Raw genomic sequence first — 16,934 nt, 5'->3', positions numbered from 1 at the left:
CTGGCGGGAGACGTGACGTCTTTTACTTCAGTGCCATCGCGCTACGCAGCGTAAAGAAGAGATCGGTCTGATCGGTCAGTCCCACCACGTTAGCCGCATAAGGGCCATAGGCCGCGATGCGCAGCTGCGTGCCGGTATGCCCTTGCGAATCGGTGTCCGAGTTACCGTAGCTGATAGTCATCACCGCGCCGTCTTTGGTATTCAGCGCCTGCGTCAGGCCGGGCGCTTTGGTGCCGTTGGCGATGATCTGGCTGCTGTGCGCATGATCCGCCGTGACCACCACCAGCGTATTGCCCTCTGCCTGCGCGAAGGCGAGCGCCTGCTGCACCGCTTCATCGAGATCCACCGTTTCGCCGATCTGACCGCATGGGTTTGCCGCGTGATCCTCTTTATCGATCGACGCGCCCTCTACCTGCAGGAAAAAGCCGTTCGGGTTGGTTTTCAGCAGATCAATCGCTTTGCTGGTCATTTGCGCCAGCGTCGGGGTGGCGACCGGGCGATCTTTATTCACCTCACAGGTCACCGCCGCTTGCTCGATGTTGCCATAGTGGCTCGCCTGCGGGCCTTTCCAGCGCACTGGCATATTGCCGTCGGCAAACAGGCCGAGCAGCGGTTTGTCCTTGTCGGCTGCGGTAACGGCGTTCAGTCCCTGCCAGTCGCTCACCAGCTGATATCCCAGCGCCTGCGCCTGTTCGCGCAGGGTTTTACCCTGATAGTCGCCCGCTTTCGCCACCTCGTTAAAGGATTTCGCGCCGCCGCCTAGTACTACGTCGGCGCGGGTTTTCAGGATCTGCTCGCTGATCGAGCCTTTACCGCCCTGCTCCAGCGCGTTGCTGGCGCACAGCTCGCTTGTTTTTTCCGGGCCGTAGCATTTGCGGCTGGTAACGTGCGCCATCAGCGCGGCGGGCGTGGCGTCCTGCAGCTCCGCCGTTGAGACGTTGCCGGTTGCTTTGCCTGCGGCTTTGGCGATCTCCAGCAGCGTTTGCTGATCCTTGCCGTTCACGTCGACGCCGATCGCGCCGTTGTAGCTCTTGGTGCCGGTGGCCCACGCGGTGGCGGAGGCGGCGGAATCGGTGACGTAATCAGGCTTATGGGTTTTCTTGTCGAGCGAATAGTGCGTGTACTGGCCGGTGAGCGGCAGCGCATCCAGTCCTTTAAAGAAGCCGCCTGCGCCTTCCGCCAGGTTGCGCGCGGCGGTGATTTCCGAATCGCCCATGCCGTCGCCAATCAGCAGAATGACGTTTTTCGCCGTGCTGTTGCGCAGCGACGCTTTCAGCGCCTCGGTCTGATCGCCGGTAAGACGGCGCGCGCCGCCGTGCTGGGTGATATCGCCGGTGGCGGCGCGCGAGTAGCCTGCGTCTGCGTCTGCGGGCGCGCTGGCGGTTTCAGCGTGCACGGATAGACTCACCAGCGAGGCGAGCAGCGAAAAGGTAAAGAGGCGCATCGGTTTCATCTTGTATTCCTTTATGAGAAAAAATTACCAGAAGTTTCAGGGGTTAAGTCTGTGATGCTTTGGTGACATTTTTGTGGCTGCGGGATGGCTTTTTGATGACAATCTGAGCGAGATGCGCAGGGATAAAACGATTCGAACAGAGCTTAAGCGGATAGAAAAAAAGAGAAAAATAGTGCTTGACCCTTTTGGGCCGACTCCCTATAGTAGCGCCCCGTTGACCCAGCAAGGTCAGCGGAAAAATGTGGTGAGGTGTCCGAGTGGCTGAAGGAGCACGCCTGGAAAGTGTGTATACGGCAACGTATCGGGGGTTCGAATCCCCCTCTCACCGCCACAAATTCAAGAAAATGCCTGAACTGACGTTCAGGCATTTTTTTTACATATTCTTCGGTGAGAGGGGTATGAGAACCCCCGCCGGGGTTCGACAACGGGCGCAGCCCGTTGGACAGCGGAGCCTGCGACGCTGCCCGCAGGGCGAGCGCAGCGAGTCAATCCCCCTCTCACCGCCACAAATTGCAGAGAAAAGCCTGAACTCACGTTCAGGCTTTTTTCGTTTATATCCCTCGATGAGAGGGGTATGAGAACCCCCGCCAGGATTCGACAACGGGCAAAGTTTACAAAGTGAGCAAAAAAATAAAATATAATCTTGATGCTCAACTTAGTTTTGTAATAAAGTAGGGTTTTAGAAATTACAATGAATAGTATGTTAGGGCTAACATAACATCCTATATTAGTCTGCCACAAATGTCAGACTTTAAGAAACTATATTGAAATCAATTAACTCTAAAAAACTTAAAATGTGTATTTAATTTATTATTTTATATTGAAATCCATTGAAATGATTCTATAAAGGGAAATAAAAGCTTTAACACACTAAAAAGTAAATTTTCATAAAGGAATAAATTATGGCGAATTTGATTTCTCTTTTTAATCATAAAGGTGGTGTCAGTAAAACCACAACTGTTTTTCATCTTGGTTGGAAATTCGCAAACCTAGGAAAAAGAGTGTTAATTGTTGATGCAGATCCTCAATGTAACTTGACTGGACTCACTCTTGGACTTGATGATTATGATTCTCTAGTTCGTTTTTATGATAATAAGCAAAACACTGATCTGTTTAGCAGCCTTGCGCCAGAATTTTCGCTAGAAGAAAAGTCTAACCCTCCTCTTAATCCGACAGCGCTCACAAAAACAAAGAATAAAAATTTATTTATTTTAGCAGGGAATATTAGATTCTCAGAACTTGACACCCAAATTGCTACTGCGATGACTAGTAGTAATACACTTCCTGTGTTACGCAAATTTGTTGGTGCTTTCAATAGTCTCATTAGGAAAATGGCTGCTGAGCATAATATTGATATAGTGCTTGTCGACATGAGTCCTAGTGTATCATCCACTAATCAATGTATCTTAATGAGCTCTGATTATTTTGTTGTGCCAGTATCTCCTGATTTTTATTGTTATCAAGCCATCGACTCATTGAGCAACGTCTTACCTAAATGGGCTAAAGATATCAGTCAATTTAAAATAGATGGAGACTCTCCTCTACCAACTGACAATCCTAAGATGCTTGGATTCATAACACAAAACTACAGAATTTATACTACAGCAAACTCTGCCTTACCTGATAATTTAGATCAGCCGAAACAAATGTCTCGCGCTTATAGTGACTGGTTAGATAAAATCAAAGAAGTTTCTAATAGGAAACTAGTTCCTGCTCTTCAATCGGCCTCTATGATGATTGACAGTGAGAAATTTAGACTTTCTGTTACTCATGATGCTCCCTATCATTTAGGCGGCGTCCAGAATTTCAGTGGTTTAATACCTGTTTCTCAGAAACTTTCAAAACCTATATTTGAACTTACAAAAGAAGATGGGAACTGGTCTGGTGCTCGCTGGATGTGGGAGAAAAATGAAAAAGAAAATGGCATAAAAGTTAATATTGAAGAGGCTGATAAAGTTTATCAGAACTTAGCTAAATCAATCCTAAAGATGATTGATCTGGACATGAAATAAAAAATATCCTTTAGCAAATACATGCCCATCACATAGATTAAAGCCCGGCCATTACGGGCTTTATAATTTATCGAAGATAACCACATAAAAAACTCAAAAGAAAAGCCTTACTTTTCATTCTCAACCATGTTGTATTTTATCGCTTCATTTTATAAGTACTAGCACAATTAGTATTTTCATCTGAGATTGATTGAAAAAACCCAACCAACCTTTAAGTTTAATGAAGTCATATAATATAAAAAATCTTCTTACTGAAATTATTCGTTCAAAAACAATGAAAACCACACCTTGAAAAAAAACATTTTTCATTGACAAACTCATTGAAAATTTATACTTAATGGAAGTTCTTATTAGTTTTCAAATTTGAATATGATGTTCGGTCTAATAAGCGTTTTACCCATAAAAAAACCCGGCTTGCGCCGGGTTTTGCTCGCTACACAGGCTGACTCAATCAACCATACGCATGCAGCGTGTGCTGACACAGTGCCGAGCGCACGCAGTCATCTTTGCCGAAGCGTACAATGCCGACCATCTCGTCCTCTTCGAACCGCGCCAGCGCGTCCGCGAGACCGGAAGGCACCCCAGCGGGCAAGTCGCACTGGGTAATATCGCCGTTAACAATCACCGTGACATTTTCGCCAAGGCGTGTCAGGAACATCTTCATCTGAGCCGCGGTCACGTTTTGTGCCTCATCGAGGATCACCACCGCATTTTCAAAGGTACGACCGCGCATATAGGCGAAAGGCGCAATTTCTACCTTGCCGATTTCGGGTCGCAGACAGTACTGCATAAAGGACGCGCCAAGACGTTTAACCAGAACGTCGTAGACCGGCCGGAAATACGGGGCGAATTTTTCCGAGATATCCCCTGGCAGGAACCCCAGATCCTCATCGGCCTGTAGCACCGGACGTGTAACGATAATCCTGTCGATATCCTTATGTATCAGGGCCTCTGCCGCTTTCGCGGCGCTGATCCAGGTTTTTCCGCATCCGGCTTCGCCGGTGGCAAAGATCAGCTGTTTCGATTCTATGGCCTGGAGATAGTGCGCCTGAGCATCGTTTCTGGCGGCGATCGGCGAACGGTCGCGCACATCACGCGCCATCCCGATTGCATCCAGCCCACCCATCTGCACCAGCGAAGTGACCGATTCTTCTTCGCGCTGACGATGACTGCGAGAGTCACTACGAAGCACCCTTCTGGCTTCACGACGCGCTTTGATCACTGCTTTCTGTCTTCCCATAGTCGCACCTTACAGTTGGTTTCATTTCCCGCGTTGGGCTGATGCCCGCCACGATTAACTGAACGCTTTAGAGGTTTGATTGGCTTCCTTTTGAGCCATGACGTGCCGTTGATAAAGATGTGCCGCACCGAAGCGCAACTGCACACCGGTAAAATCAGAAGTGAAAAAACAATTTGATAAAGAAGAGGATGCTGTCGAAGGCGCGCATGCCCTCGCTGAAGAGTGTGAAACCTGAGGTAAAGCTGTCTGTCCTGTAAAGGACCTTCCCATGCGCGACTCCCGTCTGCGAACCAACAAGCTTATCCATTAAACTGCACTAATTCTAACAGAGTTGGCAACATTAATTTTACCAGCGGTCGCAGAAATCAACTGTCAGCGCAAAAATCGCGCGGTACGCGATACTATTTATTAAGGGAATCAGAGGATTACGCGTGACGAGCGGTTGACGATAAAATTGTTACGCGCGTTGACGCCTGCGCCGCCGCAACGGCGACGCAGGCGCGTCAGGCTTCCAGCAGCGGCTGCGCCAGATAGTGATTAGCGTCCGCCACGCCGGGCAACACAAAGAAGTAGCCGCCGCCGATGGGACGCACGTACTCCTCCAGCGCTTCGCCGTTAAGACGTTTCTGCACGGTGATAAAGCCCTTTTCCAGATCGTGCTGATAGCAGACGAAAAGCAGGCCCATATCGAGCTGGCCCGACGCGGTGGTGCCCGCCGAGTAGCTGTAGCCGCGACGCAGCATCAGACTGCTCTCCGTCTCGCGCGTGCGCGGATTCGCCAGGCGAATATGCGCGTCGAGCGCGATAACATCGCCGTTGGGATCCTGCGCATAGTCAGGCACGTCATGCTCGTGCTGCATGCCCAGCGGCGCGCCGCTCAGCTTGTCGCGGCCAAAGATAGCCTGCTGTTCGCCCAACGGGGTGCGATCCCACATCTCCACGCGAAAACGAATAATACGCGCCGCCTGATAGCAGCCGTTGCGCGCCCAGGCCGGCTCATCCTGATCGGCCGTCACCCACAGCAGCTGGTCCATTAGCGGCTTATCTGCGGTATCAGGATTCGCCGTGCCATCCTTGAAGCCCAGCAGGTTAATCGGCGTCTCTTTTCCCTGGCTGCGCGCGGCGTGGTCGGCGATAAAGCCTTCGCGCCGCCAGCGCACGCCCAGCAGATCGGGCGTGTGCTTGACGATATCGCGCAGCGCGTGGATCACCGTGTCCTGAGTGTTGGCGCAAATCTGCAATAGCAGGTCGCCGTGGCACTGGGCTGCGTCCAGCGAATCGTTGGGAAAGCGCGTCATGCTTTGCAGCTTTTTCGGCTTCAGCGCCTGCAGGCCGAAACGGTCGTCGAACAGCGTCTCCCCCACCGACACCGTTATCGTCAGGTTGTCCGGCGCGATCTCCGCGCCCAGAATGCCGGAATCCATCGGCGGCAGCTTTGGATTGCTCACCGCAGGCGCCGGGCCGCCGGTGGTTAAAAAGGCGATGCGCGCGGTCAGCAGCTGAAACAGGCGCGTCAGATCGGCTTTATCGCTGGCCAGCACGTCAAACGCGACCAGCATCATCGACGCCTGCTGCGGGGTGATAATGCCCGCCTGATGCTGCCCATAGAAGGGTTGCACCTGGCGCCGTGCGTCGGGCGCAACCGTGCCGGGAGAGAAGCTGTCGGCCGCCGCGTGGAACGGGCAGCCGCCGCTCAGCGCGGCCGCGCCGCCGAGCAGCCCCAGACCTTTTAACAGGCGCCGCCGTGCGGGCTGCGCCTCATTGTGTTGACGACTCATCCTAATCGAGACCTAAGGTTCCACGCAGTAAGGAGAGATCTTCCGCCAGCGCGGTAATCGGTCCTTTCAGCGCGTTGCGATCCGCGCTGGTCAGCTTCTCATAGGAGGCAAAGCCCTCGCCCGTGCGGTATTTGCTCAGGATGGCGTCGACTTTCTTAAAGTTTCCGTCCACCTTCGCCAGCAGCTGCGGATTCGCCTGCTGCAGCTGCGGACGCAGCAGATCGACAATCTTTTGCGCGCCGTCGATGTTCGCCTGGAAATCCCACAGGTCAGTGCGGCTGTAGCGATCCTCCTCGCCGGAAATCTTGCTGGAGGCGACCTCTTCGATCAGGCCCGCCGCGCCGCCGACCACTTTCACCGGCGGGAACGCCAGCTCGCTGATGCGGGTCTGCAGATCCTGCACGTCGCGGTTCAGCTGGGTGGCGTAGCCTTCCATGCCCTTAGTGTTGTTGTCGCTGAACAGCGCCTTCTCCAGACGGTGGAAGCCGGTGAATTTCGGATCTTCCGCTTTTTTCTCGTAGTCGTCTTCGCGCGCGTCGATGCTGCCATCCAGATCGGAGAAGAGTTCGGCGATCGGCTCGATGCGCTCATAGTGCTGGCGCGTCGGCGCGTAGAGCGAGCGGGCTTTCGCCAGATCGCCCGCCTTCACCGCGTGGGTGAAGGCTTCGGTGCTGGCGACCAGCTGCGCCACTTCCTGCGTCACATAGGCTTTATAGGCGGTGATCGGGCCGGCGAGCGCCAGCACGTCCGGCTTGCCGCCTTTTGCCGCTGGCGAGGCGTCGCCCTCGACGATCAGTTTGCCCTTGGGATTGCTCAGCAGGCCGCAGGTCATCTCATATTCGCCTGCTTCCAGGTTGGCGGTCAGCTTCTGGCTGAAGCCCGGCGCGATATTCTCGCGCTCTTCCACCACCAGCACCCCTTTCAGGATCTCCCACTCCAGCGCTTTCTGACTGTTGTTTTTAATTAAAAACTGGGTTTTGCCCGCTTTGACGGTGAGCTGCATTGGTTCACACTGCGTATCCGTCACGCTGACCTGAACCTGAGGAATATCGGCCGCCGCAGCGGCGCCCGACAGCGCCAGCAAGGAAGCCAGCACGGTTTTGCGGCGAAAGCGAATCTTCATAGAGTTATCCCTGTTTAGTCGAAAGTTGGCGCGCCGGACGCGCCGGCAGTAAAAACAGCAGCAGCGCCGGAATCAGATAGAGGAAATAGACCGCCACTTCGCTCACGCTCGGCGTCTCCTGATAGCCCAGCACGCCCTCAAGCAGCGTGCCGGCCAGCGAATGGGTGGAGAGCACGCCGCTCAGATCGAAGGCGACGGTTTGAAAATGGTTCCAGAGGCCCGCCTCGTGGAAGGCGCGGATCGCGCCCGCCGCCAGCCCGGCGGCGACAAACAGGATAAACAGGCTGCTCCAGCGAAAGAAATGCGCCATATTGAGACGCACGCCGCCCCAGTAGAGCAGCATGCCCAGCGCCACGGCGGTCGCCAGCCCTAGTACCGCGCCGATCGGCGGCGCATAGCCGACATCCTGGGTGAAGGCGGCCAGCAAGAAGAACACCGACTCCAGCCCTTCGCGCGCCACGGCGAGAAACACCATCAGCACCAGCGCCAGCCCGCCGCGTCCCGACCGGTTCAACGCCTGATCCACCGCCTGCTCCAGCGCCACGCGCATATTGCGCGCCACTTTACGCATCCAGAACACCATCGAGGTCAGGATAGCCACCGCCACCACGGCGACGATGCCCTCAAACAGCTCCTGCTGTTTCTGCGGAAACTCGCCGGTGGTCTGGTTGATGAAAATGCCCAGCGCCAGACAAAGCGCGGCGGCGACAAAGACGCCTGCCCAGAGCGCAGGAAACCACTGGCTGCGCCCGGTGCGCTTCAGATAACCGGCAATTAAACTGACAATCAGCGCCGCTTCGAGGCCTTCGCGCAGCATGATAAGAAAGGGAACAAACATAGCTGACCTCTGGAATGTTAAGCAGCGTCAATCGCGGGTAAAGTTAGGTAAAATGCGAACGATACCGATTATCATTATCGCGCGAGAAAAAACAAGTAATCCTCCGAAATTATTTGTGGTTCTGCAGACGCAAAAAAGCCCGCTTTCATCGAGAAAGCGGGCTTGTATGTTGTAACAAATTACTTAGTCAGGTATTCAGCCTCGGCAGCGTCGAAGCGCTGCTGCGCGGCGGCAGACGGCGCGCGACCCAGCAGGCTAAAGAGCACAATCGCGATGCTGGCGAAGGCGAAGCCCGGAATGATCTCGTAGAGATCGAGCCAGCCGTACTGCTTCCAGATCAGCACCGTCGCCGCGCCGATCACCATGCCCGCCAGCGCGCCGTTGCGCGTCATGCGTTTCCAGCAGACGCCGAACAGCACCACCGGGCCGAAGGCCGCGCCGAAACCGGCCCAGGCGTAGCTCACCAGGCCCAGCACGCGGTTGTCGGGGTTGGAGGCAAGCGCAATCGCCACCAGCGCCACCAGCAGCACCATGGCGCGGCCAAACCACACCAGCTCTTTCTGGCTGGCGTTTTTACGCAGGAAGCCTTTGTAGAGATCTTCCGTCAGCGCGCTGGAGCAAACCAGCAGCTGGCAGCTCAGCGTCGACATCACTGCCGCCAGAATGGCCGAAAGCAGAATGCCAGCGATCCACGGGTTGAACAGAATGCGCGCCAGTTCGATAAATACGCGCTCGCCGTTGCCGCTAACGTTCGCCGCCTGCTCGGGGTGGTTCTGGAAATAGGCGATACCGAAGAAGCCAACCGCCACCGCGCCTGCCAGACAGAGCACCATCCACGCCATGCCGATGCGGCGCGCGGTGCGGATCGAGCGGTGCGAATCCGCCGCCATAAAGCGCGCCAGAATATGCGGCTGGCCGAAATAGCCGAGTCCCCAGCCGAGCAGCGAGATCACCGCGACGAAGTTGAGCCCTTTCAGCATATTGAGGTTTTCGATGCTCTTCGCTTCAATAACCGCCAGCGAATCATTCAGCCCGCCGACGGCGACAATTACGATAACCGGCGTCAGGATCAGGGCGAAAATCATCAGGCTCGCCTGCACGGTGTCGGTCCAGCTCACCGCCAGGAAGCCGCCCACCAGCGTATAGAGAATGGTTGCCGCCGCACCGGCCCACAGCGCGGTTTCATAGCTCATGCCGAAGGTGCTTTCGAACAGGCGCGCGCCCGCCACCACGCCAGAGGCGCAGTAGATGGTGAAGAAAATCAGGATCACCAGCGCCGAGATAACGCGCAGAATTTTGCTGTTGTCTTCAAAGCGGCTGGTAAAGAAATCGGGCAGCGTCAGGGCGTTGTCGTGATGCTCAGTCTGCACGCGCAGACGGCCCGCGACGATTTTCCAGTTAAGCCAGGCGCCGATGGTCAGACCGATGGCGATCCAGCTTTCCGAAATGCCAGAGAGAAAAATTGCACCGGGCAGGCCCATCAGCAGCCAGCCGCTCATATCCGACGCGCCTGCTGAGAGCGCCGTCACGAAGCTGCCCAGACTGCGTCCGCCGAGAATGTAATCGTCAAAGTTTTTTGTGGATCGGTAGGCGATAAAGCCTATTAGCACCATCCCAAGGATATAAATTACAAAAGTCACCAGCATCGGTGTGCTTACACTCATTCGTCTCTCCACTTTATAGTTGATTTCCCGAGAGAAACCGCACTCTGCCGCGACGCCGGAACGGGACGACGCGGCAGGTTTTTGTCCAGATTCAGGCGCGTGACGTTTCCTGAGGCGCGGTATCCTGCCGGAAAGGTGCGACGCGCACAATGGATTTAACACAGGCATCACAGGGATTTCACCTGTTAATGGCTAAATTTTGCTAACAGGTTGCACTCGCTCACAGTTCGGAAGTTGCACTCCTGATAACCCTCACAAATGCAGTGAGTTAGAGCCGTGTCATTTTGGCGAGATTCTTGCAGCAAGTTCCGTGCCGTCTTTTTTAGCATTAACAAATTAATCATTAAAAAGGCTGCTACACAGGTCACACTTAACACGGTTGCACAAAGTTGCAACATCAGTAATAGTGCTGCCCACGCAGTAAGATACAGACACAGGAGCAGAGACGTCATGGGCACGACTACCATGGGGGTGAAGCTGGATGAAGCCACCCGCGAACGCATTAAACTGGCGGCGCAGAAAATCGACCGCACCCCGCACTGGCTGATTAAGCAGGCGATTTTCAACTATCTCGGCCAGCTGGAGAGCGGCGACGCGCTGCCGGAAATCCCCATGACGGCGGGCACGCTGGCGGAGCCGGAAGAGAACGCGCCGGAAGAGACGCATCAGCCCTTCCTCGACTTCGCCGAACATATTCTGCCGCAGTCGGTGGCGCGCGCCGCCATTACCGCTGCCTGGCGCCGTCCGGAGACCGACGCGGTGCCGATGCTGCTGGAGCAGGCGCGTCTTCCGGCGGCGCTGGCGGAGAAAACCCATCAGCTCGCCTACAGCCTTGCCGACAAGCTGCGGCACCAAAAAGGGGCAACCGGACGCGCCGGTATGGTGCAAAGCCTGCTGCAGGAGTTCTCACTATCCTCTCAGGAGGGCGTGGCGCTGATGTGCCTGGCGGAGGCGCTGCTGCGTATTCCCGACAAGCCGACGCGCGACGCGCTGATCCGCGACAAAATCAGCAACGGCAACTGGCAGTCGCATCTCGGCCGCAGCCCTTCCCTGTTCGTCAACGCCGCCACCTGGGGTCTGCTGTTTACCGGCCGTCTGGTTTCCACGCATAACGAAGCCAACCTGTCGCGTTCGCTGAACCGCATTATCGGCAAGAGCGGCGAGCCGCTGATCCGTAAAGGGGTCGATATGGCGATGCGTCTGATGGGCGAGCAGTTCGTGACCGGCGAAACCATCGCCGAGGCGCTGGCGAACGCGCGCAAGCTGGAAGAGAAAGGCTTTCGCTACTCTTACGATATGCTGGGCGAAGCGGCGCTGACCGCCAGCGACGCCAAAGCTTATCTGGTCTCCTACCAGCAGGCGATCCACGCCATCGGCAAAGCCTCCAACGGACGCGGCATCTATGAAGGGCCAGGCATCTCTATCAAGCTCTCCGCCCTGCATCCGCGCTACAGCCGCGCCCAGTACGACCGCGTGATGGAGGAGCTTTATCCGATCCTCAAATCCCTGACGCTGCTGGCGCGCTCCTACGATATCGGCATTAATATCGACGCCGAAGAGGCGGACCGTCTGGAGCTGTCGCTCGATCTGCTGGAAAAACTCTGCTTTGAGCCGGAGCTGGAGGGCTGGAACGGCATCGGCTTCGTGATCCAGGCCTATATGAAGCGCTGTCCGTTCGTGATCGACTCGCTGATCGACCTGGCGCAGCGCAGCCGTCGCCGCCTGATGATCCGCCTGGTGAAAGGCGCCTACTGGGACAGCGAAATCAAACGCGCCCAGGTGGAAGGCCTCGAAGGCTATCCGGTCTACACCCGCAAGGTCTACACCGATATCTCCTATCTCGCCTGCGCGCGCAAGCTGCTGGCGGTGCCGAACCTGATCTACCCGCAGTTCGCCACCCACAACGCCCATACGCTGGCGGCAATCTATCAGCTGGCGGGCAATAACTACTATCCTGGCCAGTATGAGTTCCAGTGCCTGCACGGCATGGGCGAGCCGCTCTATGAGCAGGTAGTCGGCAAAGTGGCGGACGGCAAGTTGAACCGCCCGTGCCGCATCTATGCGCCGGTCGGCACCCATGAAACCCTGCTCGCCTATCTGGTGCGTCGCCTGCTGGAAAATGGCGCCAACACCTCGTTCGTTAACCGCATTGCCGACACCACGCTGCCGCTCGACGAGCTGGTGGCCGATCCGGTGGCGGCGGTTGAGAAGCTGGGCGCGAGCGAAGGCGCGATTGGCCTGCCGCATCCGAAAATTCCGCTGCCGCGCGATCTCTACGGCGCGGGACGCAGCAACGCGGCGGGCATCGACATGGCCAACGAACATCGCCTGGCGTCGCTCTCCAGCGCCCTGCTGAGCAGCGCCGCGCAGCCCTGGCTGGCGCAGCCGATCATCGACGGCGAGCTGGGCGACGGCGAGGCGCGTGCGGTGCTGAACCCGGCCGCGCCGGGCGATATCGTCGGTCAGGTGCGCGAGGCCAGCGAGGCAGAAGTATCGCGGGCGCTGGACGCGGCGGTCAACGCCGGTCCGATCTGGTTCGCCACGCCGCCGGACGAGCGCGCGGCGATCCTTGACCGCGCCGCGCAGCATATGGAAGACGGCATGCAGCAGCTGATCGGCATCCTGGTGCGCGAAGCGGGCAAAACCTACAACAACGCCATCGCCGAAGTGCGCGAGGCGGTCGATTTCCTGCGCTACTACGCCGGCATGGTGCGTCACGATTTTGATAACGAAACCCATCGCCCGCTTGGCCCGGTGGTCTGCATCAGCCCGTGGAACTTCCCGCTGGCGATCTTCACCGGCCAGATTGCCGCCGCGCTGGCGGCGGGCAACAGCGTGCTGGCCAAGCCAGCGGAGCAGACGCCGCTGATCGCCGCGCAGGCGGTGCGCATCCTGCTGGACGCGGGCGTGCCGGCTGGCGTCCTGCAGCTGCTGCCGGGCAACGGCGAAACCGTCGGCGCCCAGCTGACCCGCGATGCGCGCGTGCGCGGCGTGATGTTTACCGGCTCCACCGCCGTGGCGACGCTGCTGCAGCGCAACCTGGCCGGTCGTCTCGATCCGCAGGGCCGTCCGACACCGCTGATCGCCGAAACCGGCGGGCTGAATGCGATGATCGTCGACTCCTCCGCCCTGACCGAACAGGTGGTGGTCGATATTATGGCGTCGGCGTTCGACAGCGCCGGACAGCGCTGTTCGGCGCTGCGCCTGCTCTGCATTCAGGATGATGTGGCCGATCACACTCTGAAGATGCTGCGCGGCGCGATGGCCGAATGCCGCATGGGCAACCCGGAGCGTCTCTCTACCGACATCGGCCCGGTGATCGACGCCGAGGCGAAGGCTAATATTGAGCGCCATATCCAGGCGATGCGCAATAAAGGCAATACCGTTTATCAGGCGGCGCAGGAGCATCCGCAGGATCGCGCCGAGTGGCAAAGCGGCACCTTTATCAAGCCGACGCTGATCGAGCTGGATCAGGTCAGCGATCTCGACCAGGAGATTTTTGGCCCGGTGCTGCACGTGGTGCGCTTCGCGCGCAACGCCCTGCCGCAGCTGATCGATCAGATCAACGCCGGCGGCTACGGCCTGACGCTGGGCGTGCACACCCGCATTGATGAAACCATCGCGCAGGTCACGGCCAACGCCAAAGTCGGCAACCTCTACGTCAACCGTAATATGGTGGGCGCGGTGGTCGGCGTGCAGCCTTTCGGCGGCGAGGGACTTTCTGGCACCGGCCCGAAAGCGGGCGGTCCGCTCTACCTTTACCGCCTGCTGGCCAGCCGTCCGGAAGCGGCGCTGAGCAAAACCTTCGATCGTCAGGACAGCGAGCGTCCGGCGGACGGCACGCTGCGCGAGGCGCTGCTGGAGCCGCATAAGGCGTTGACCGCCTGGGCGCAGCAGGATAAGCCAGAGCTGGCCGCCATCTGCCAGCGCTACGCCACCCTGGCGCAGGCAGGCACCGTGCGGCTGCTGACCGGTCCAACCGGCGAGCGCAATACCTTCTCACTGCTGCCGCGCGAAGGCGTGCTCTGCCTCGCCGACAACGAGCAGGATGCGCTGGTGCAGCTGGCGGCGGTGACCAGCGTCGGCAGCCAGGCGCTGTGGCCGGACGACGAACTGCACCGCAAGCTGCGCGGCACTCTGCCGCAGGCGGTGCAGGCGCGTATCGCGCTGGCGAAGGATCCGCTCGCTGCCCACTTCGACGCGGTGATCTACCACGGCGACGCCGATCAGCTGCGCACGCTGTGCGAGCAGATTGCGGCGCGCGACGGCGCGATTGTCTCGGTGCAGGGCTTTGCGCGCGGCGATACGCAGCTGCTGCTGGAGCGTCTGCTGATTGAGCGCTCGCTGAGCGTCAACACCGCGGCGGCGGGCGGCAACGCCAGTCTGATGACCATCGGCTAATCAGCCGTCTCATCCGTATCAGCACCATAAAAAAGGCCCATCGCAAGATGGGCCTTTTTACTATGGGTGTGCTGTGTGGGAATCTTTGCCCGTTAAGCCTGATTACTGTTCAGGATGAGCTGGCCGTTACGGTCCAGCGGGATGCGGGTGCCAGGGTCGTTTTCCATGCGGATTTTGCCCTGCTGGTTGCCTATTTTATAGGTCACGTCATAACCCAGCATCTTTTCTTGTTTATCGTAAACCGTTTTGCAGCGCTGCTCTGAGGTGGTGTAGGTGTCGCGATCCTGCAAACCGCCCTGCACCTGGTTGCCGGCATAGCCGCCCGCCAGCGCGCCTGCGACCGTCGCCACATCGCGACCGCGTCCGCCGCCGAACTGGTGACCCAGCACGCCGCCTGCTACCGCGCCCAGCACCGAACCGGCGATGCGATTTTCATCCTGCACCGCGCGACGATGAGTCAGGGTCACGTTGCGACACTCCTGTCGCGGCTGCTTAATGCTCTCTTTGATTGGCGTCGCGGAAAGCACCTGCGCATACTGCGGGCCACGGTCAAACACATCCATGCTGGCGACAGCCGCCACGCCCAGCGCTGCTGCTACACCGATACCGATACCCGCTAACATTGATTTATTCACAGGATTGTCCTCCTGAAGTTGTTACCGTGCATGCGTGCCGCGACGATGTCCCCTGTCGCTGTGGCACAGAACGGCGTGCACGACCCGCCGTATCGTTGCAAGAAGTTTTACAGATGGCCCGAAATTGCAACATCAGATTAATGGAGGAAAACGCACCGCAGGCGGATCAGGACCAGCTTTTCGGAGAGTTCTGAGCAGGCTCGCCCCACGGGTTTCAATTAATTTGTGTTATGGGTCAGCGAGTTAACTGGCGGGTAAGGCGGGAAAAGGCGGCTTGCGCCGCCTGTCAAACATTAGTGCAGCTTGAGGCGCGGACGGATCACGCGGTTCAGGCTGCCGACCAGCATCATCAGCGCGGTCTTGAAATAGCCGTGGAGCGCAATCTGGTGCATACGATAGAGAGAAATGTAGACAAAACGCGCGATGCGCCCCTCTACCATCATTGAACCGCGCATCAGGTTGCCCATCAGGCTGCCGACGGTGCTGAAGCGCGACAGCGACACCAGCGAGCCGTGATCTTTGTAGACGTAGGCTTTCAGCGGCTTGCCGCTGCGCTGGGCGAGAATATTCTCCATCGCGCGCGACGCCATCTGGTGCGCCGACTGGGCGCGCGGCGGCACGAATCCGCCCGACGGCAGCGCACAGGAGGCGCAGTCGCCAATGGCGTAGATATCGTCGTCCAGCGTGGTTTGCAGCGTCTCTTTCACCACCAGCTGGTTGATGCGGTTGGTCTCTAGCCCGCCGATCGCCTTCAGGAAGTCCGGCGCCTTGATGCCCGCCGCCCAGACCATCAAATCCGCCTCGATAAATTCGCCGCCCTTGGTGTGCAGGCCGTTTTTATCGGCGCTGGTCACCATGGTTTGCGTCAGCACACGCACGCCGAGCTTGGTCAGCTCGCTGTGCGCGGCGGCGGAAATGCGCGGCGGCAGCGCTGGCAGAATACGCTCGCCCGCTTCCACCAGCGTGACGTTGAGCGCCTCGCTGCTTAACCCTTTATAGCCGTAGCTGTGCAGCTGTTTCACCGCGTTGTGCAGCTCGGCCGACAGCTCGACGCCGGTAGCGCCGCCGCCGACGATGGCGATATTGACCTTCTCCAGCCGGCCTTCGCTGGCGGAGAATTTCAGGAACTGGTTCAGCATCTCATTGTGGAAACGCTGCGCCTGGTGCGGGTTGTCGAGGAAGATGCAGTGATCTTTTACACCCGGCGTGCCGAAATCGTTGGAGGTGCTGCCCAGCGCCATCACCAGGGTGTCGTAGGCGAGCTCGCGCTGCGGCACCAGCACTTCGCCGTTGTCGTCGCGCATCTCCGCCAGCTCAATGGTTTTGCGCTCGCGGTTGATATTGGTCAGCGAGCCGAGCTGAAACTGAAAGCCGTGATTACGCGCGTGCGCCAGATAGCTCAGCGCGTCGATGCCTTCGTCCATTGAGCCGGTCGCCACTTCATGCAGCAGCGGTTTCCACAGATGGCTATGGTTGCGATCCACCAGAATAATCTCGGCCTTCTTCTTACGGCCCAGCTTATGGCCAAGCTGCGTGGCCATCTCCAGCCCGCCCGCGCCGCCGCCGACAATAACGATTTTTTTCATGGATGTAGTCAACAAGACCCCCTCAAAATGTGAACCAATAGTTAATCAATGGTTAAATTAAACCTTAATAAACATAGGGTTGGCGAAGTTAAAATCGCTGCTGAGGGCAGAATAGCATGCACAGGGAAGATGGTCATACCAAAATTGATCCACATCAATTACTCTGCGGATAACTCGGAATATTACGCAAAAAGCCAGGGCGCC

The 16,934-nt window shown here is 57.6% G+C and carries 10 protein-coding genes, 1 tRNA gene and 1 other RNA gene; 4 read left to right on the top strand and 8 right to left on the bottom strand.

Translation table 11 applies throughout. From position 1 onward, the window contains the following. Positions 1-22: 22 nt before the first annotated feature. Entirely contained in the window at positions 23-1,453 is a 1,431-nt protein-coding gene (gene phoA, locus B2J69_RS18215) for an alkaline phosphatase (protein WP_081141046.1), read from the bottom strand. A gap of 243 nt (positions 1,454-1,696) precedes the next feature. Between phoA and B2J69_RS18210 the strand changes: the two genes are divergently transcribed. The 3 genes from B2J69_RS18210 to B2J69_RS18200 all read left to right on the top strand — a co-directional run bounded on the left by B2J69_RS18210 (position 1,697) and on the right by B2J69_RS18200 (position 3,465). Beyond that, a tRNA-Ser gene (locus tag B2J69_RS18210) sits at positions 1,697-1,784 on the top strand. Between the two features lie 46 nt (positions 1,785-1,830). After that, positions 1,831-1,959: non-coding RNA, RtT sRNA (locus tag B2J69_RS18205), on the top strand. A gap of 396 nt (positions 1,960-2,355) precedes the next feature. After that, positions 2,356-3,465 (top strand): ParA family protein, encoded by a 1,110-nt coding sequence (locus B2J69_RS18200; RefSeq protein WP_081141045.1) that lies wholly within the window; start codon positions 2,356-2,358, stop codon positions 3,463-3,465. Positions 3,466-3,916: 451 nt separating this feature from the next. On the opposite strand, the gene phoH is transcribed toward B2J69_RS18200, so the two are convergent. From phoH to putP, 5 genes are all read right to left on the bottom strand, one after another. Next, positions 3,917-4,705, bottom strand: a complete 789-nt coding sequence (phoH, locus tag B2J69_RS18195) for a phosphate starvation-inducible protein PhoH (protein ID WP_048785246.1) — start codon at positions 4,703-4,705, stop codon at positions 3,917-3,919. 503 nt (positions 4,706-5,208) lie between these two features. Next, entirely contained in the window at positions 5,209-6,483 is a 1,275-nt protein-coding gene (gene efeB / locus B2J69_RS18190; RefSeq protein WP_081141044.1) for an iron uptake transporter deferrochelatase/peroxidase subunit, read from the bottom strand. Between the two features lies 1 nt (position 6,484). After that, on the bottom strand, positions 6,485-7,606 hold the full coding sequence (efeO, locus tag B2J69_RS18185) for an iron uptake system protein EfeO (RefSeq protein WP_081141043.1): 1,122 nt from the start codon (positions 7,604-7,606) through the stop codon (positions 6,485-6,487). A gap of 4 nt (positions 7,607-7,610) precedes the next feature. Further along, entirely contained in the window at positions 7,611-8,444 is an 834-nt protein-coding gene (gene efeU / locus B2J69_RS18180) for an iron uptake transporter permease EfeU (protein WP_081141042.1), read from the bottom strand. Between the two features lie 179 nt (positions 8,445-8,623). Continuing rightward, positions 8,624-10,108: a sodium/proline symporter PutP gene (putP, locus tag B2J69_RS18175; protein WP_081141041.1), complete on the bottom strand. Its 1,485-nt coding sequence runs from the start codon at positions 10,106-10,108 to the stop codon at positions 8,624-8,626. A gap of 450 nt (positions 10,109-10,558) precedes the next feature. Between putP and putA the strand changes: the two genes are divergently transcribed. After that, a complete protein-coding gene (putA, locus tag B2J69_RS18170; RefSeq protein WP_081141040.1) occupies positions 10,559-14,509 on the top strand; it encodes a trifunctional transcriptional regulator/proline dehydrogenase/L-glutamate gamma-semialdehyde dehydrogenase in 3,951 nt (1,316 codons plus the stop codon). A gap of 92 nt (positions 14,510-14,601) precedes the next feature. Here the strand turns inward: putA and B2J69_RS18165 are convergent, their stop codons facing one another. After that, entirely contained in the window at positions 14,602-15,144 is a 543-nt protein-coding gene (locus tag B2J69_RS18165) for a glycine zipper 2TM domain-containing protein (protein WP_081141039.1), read from the bottom strand. A gap of 293 nt (positions 15,145-15,437) precedes the next feature. After that, positions 15,438-16,742: an NAD(P)/FAD-dependent oxidoreductase gene (locus tag B2J69_RS18160; protein WP_081141038.1), complete on the bottom strand. Its 1,305-nt coding sequence runs from the start codon at positions 16,740-16,742 to the stop codon at positions 15,438-15,440. Between the last annotated feature and the right edge of the window lie 192 nt (positions 16,743-16,934).

Origin of the sequence: Pantoea latae, assembly GCF_002077695.1 — a bacterium.
Lineage (GTDB): Bacteria > Pseudomonadota > Gammaproteobacteria > Enterobacterales > Enterobacteriaceae > Pantoea > Pantoea latae.
The sequence above is the reverse complement of the archived record's forward strand: the minus strand, read 5'-3'. Positions and strand labels throughout refer to the sequence as shown.

What these genes read in the sequence shown, in the direction of transcription:
- phoH (WP_048785246.1), bottom strand. Translation starts at nt 4,705, where the DNA reads ATGGGAAGACAGAAAGCAGTGATCAAAGCGCGTCGTGAAGCCAGAAGG.
- putP (WP_081141041.1), bottom strand. Translation starts at nt 10,108, where the DNA reads ATGAGTGTAAGCACACCGATGCTGGTGACTTTTGTAATTTATATCCTT.
- phoA (WP_081141046.1), bottom strand. Translation starts at nt 1,453, where the DNA reads ATGAAACCGATGCGCCTCTTTACCTTTTCGCTGCTCGCCTCGCTGGTG.
- efeU (WP_081141042.1), bottom strand. Translation starts at nt 8,444, where the DNA reads ATGTTTGTTCCCTTTCTTATCATGCTGCGCGAAGGCCTCGAAGCGGCG.
- efeB (WP_081141044.1), bottom strand. Translation starts at nt 6,483, where the DNA reads ATGAGTCGTCAACACAATGAGGCGCAGCCCGCACGGCGGCGCCTGTTA.
- efeO (WP_081141043.1), bottom strand. Translation starts at nt 7,606, where the DNA reads ATGAAGATTCGCTTTCGCCGCAAAACCGTGCTGGCTTCCTTGCTGGCG.
- B2J69_RS18200 (WP_081141045.1), top strand. Translation starts at nt 2,356, where the DNA reads ATGGCGAATTTGATTTCTCTTTTTAATCATAAAGGTGGTGTCAGTAAA.
- putA (WP_081141040.1), top strand. Translation starts at nt 10,559, where the DNA reads ATGGGCACGACTACCATGGGGGTGAAGCTGGATGAAGCCACCCGCGAA.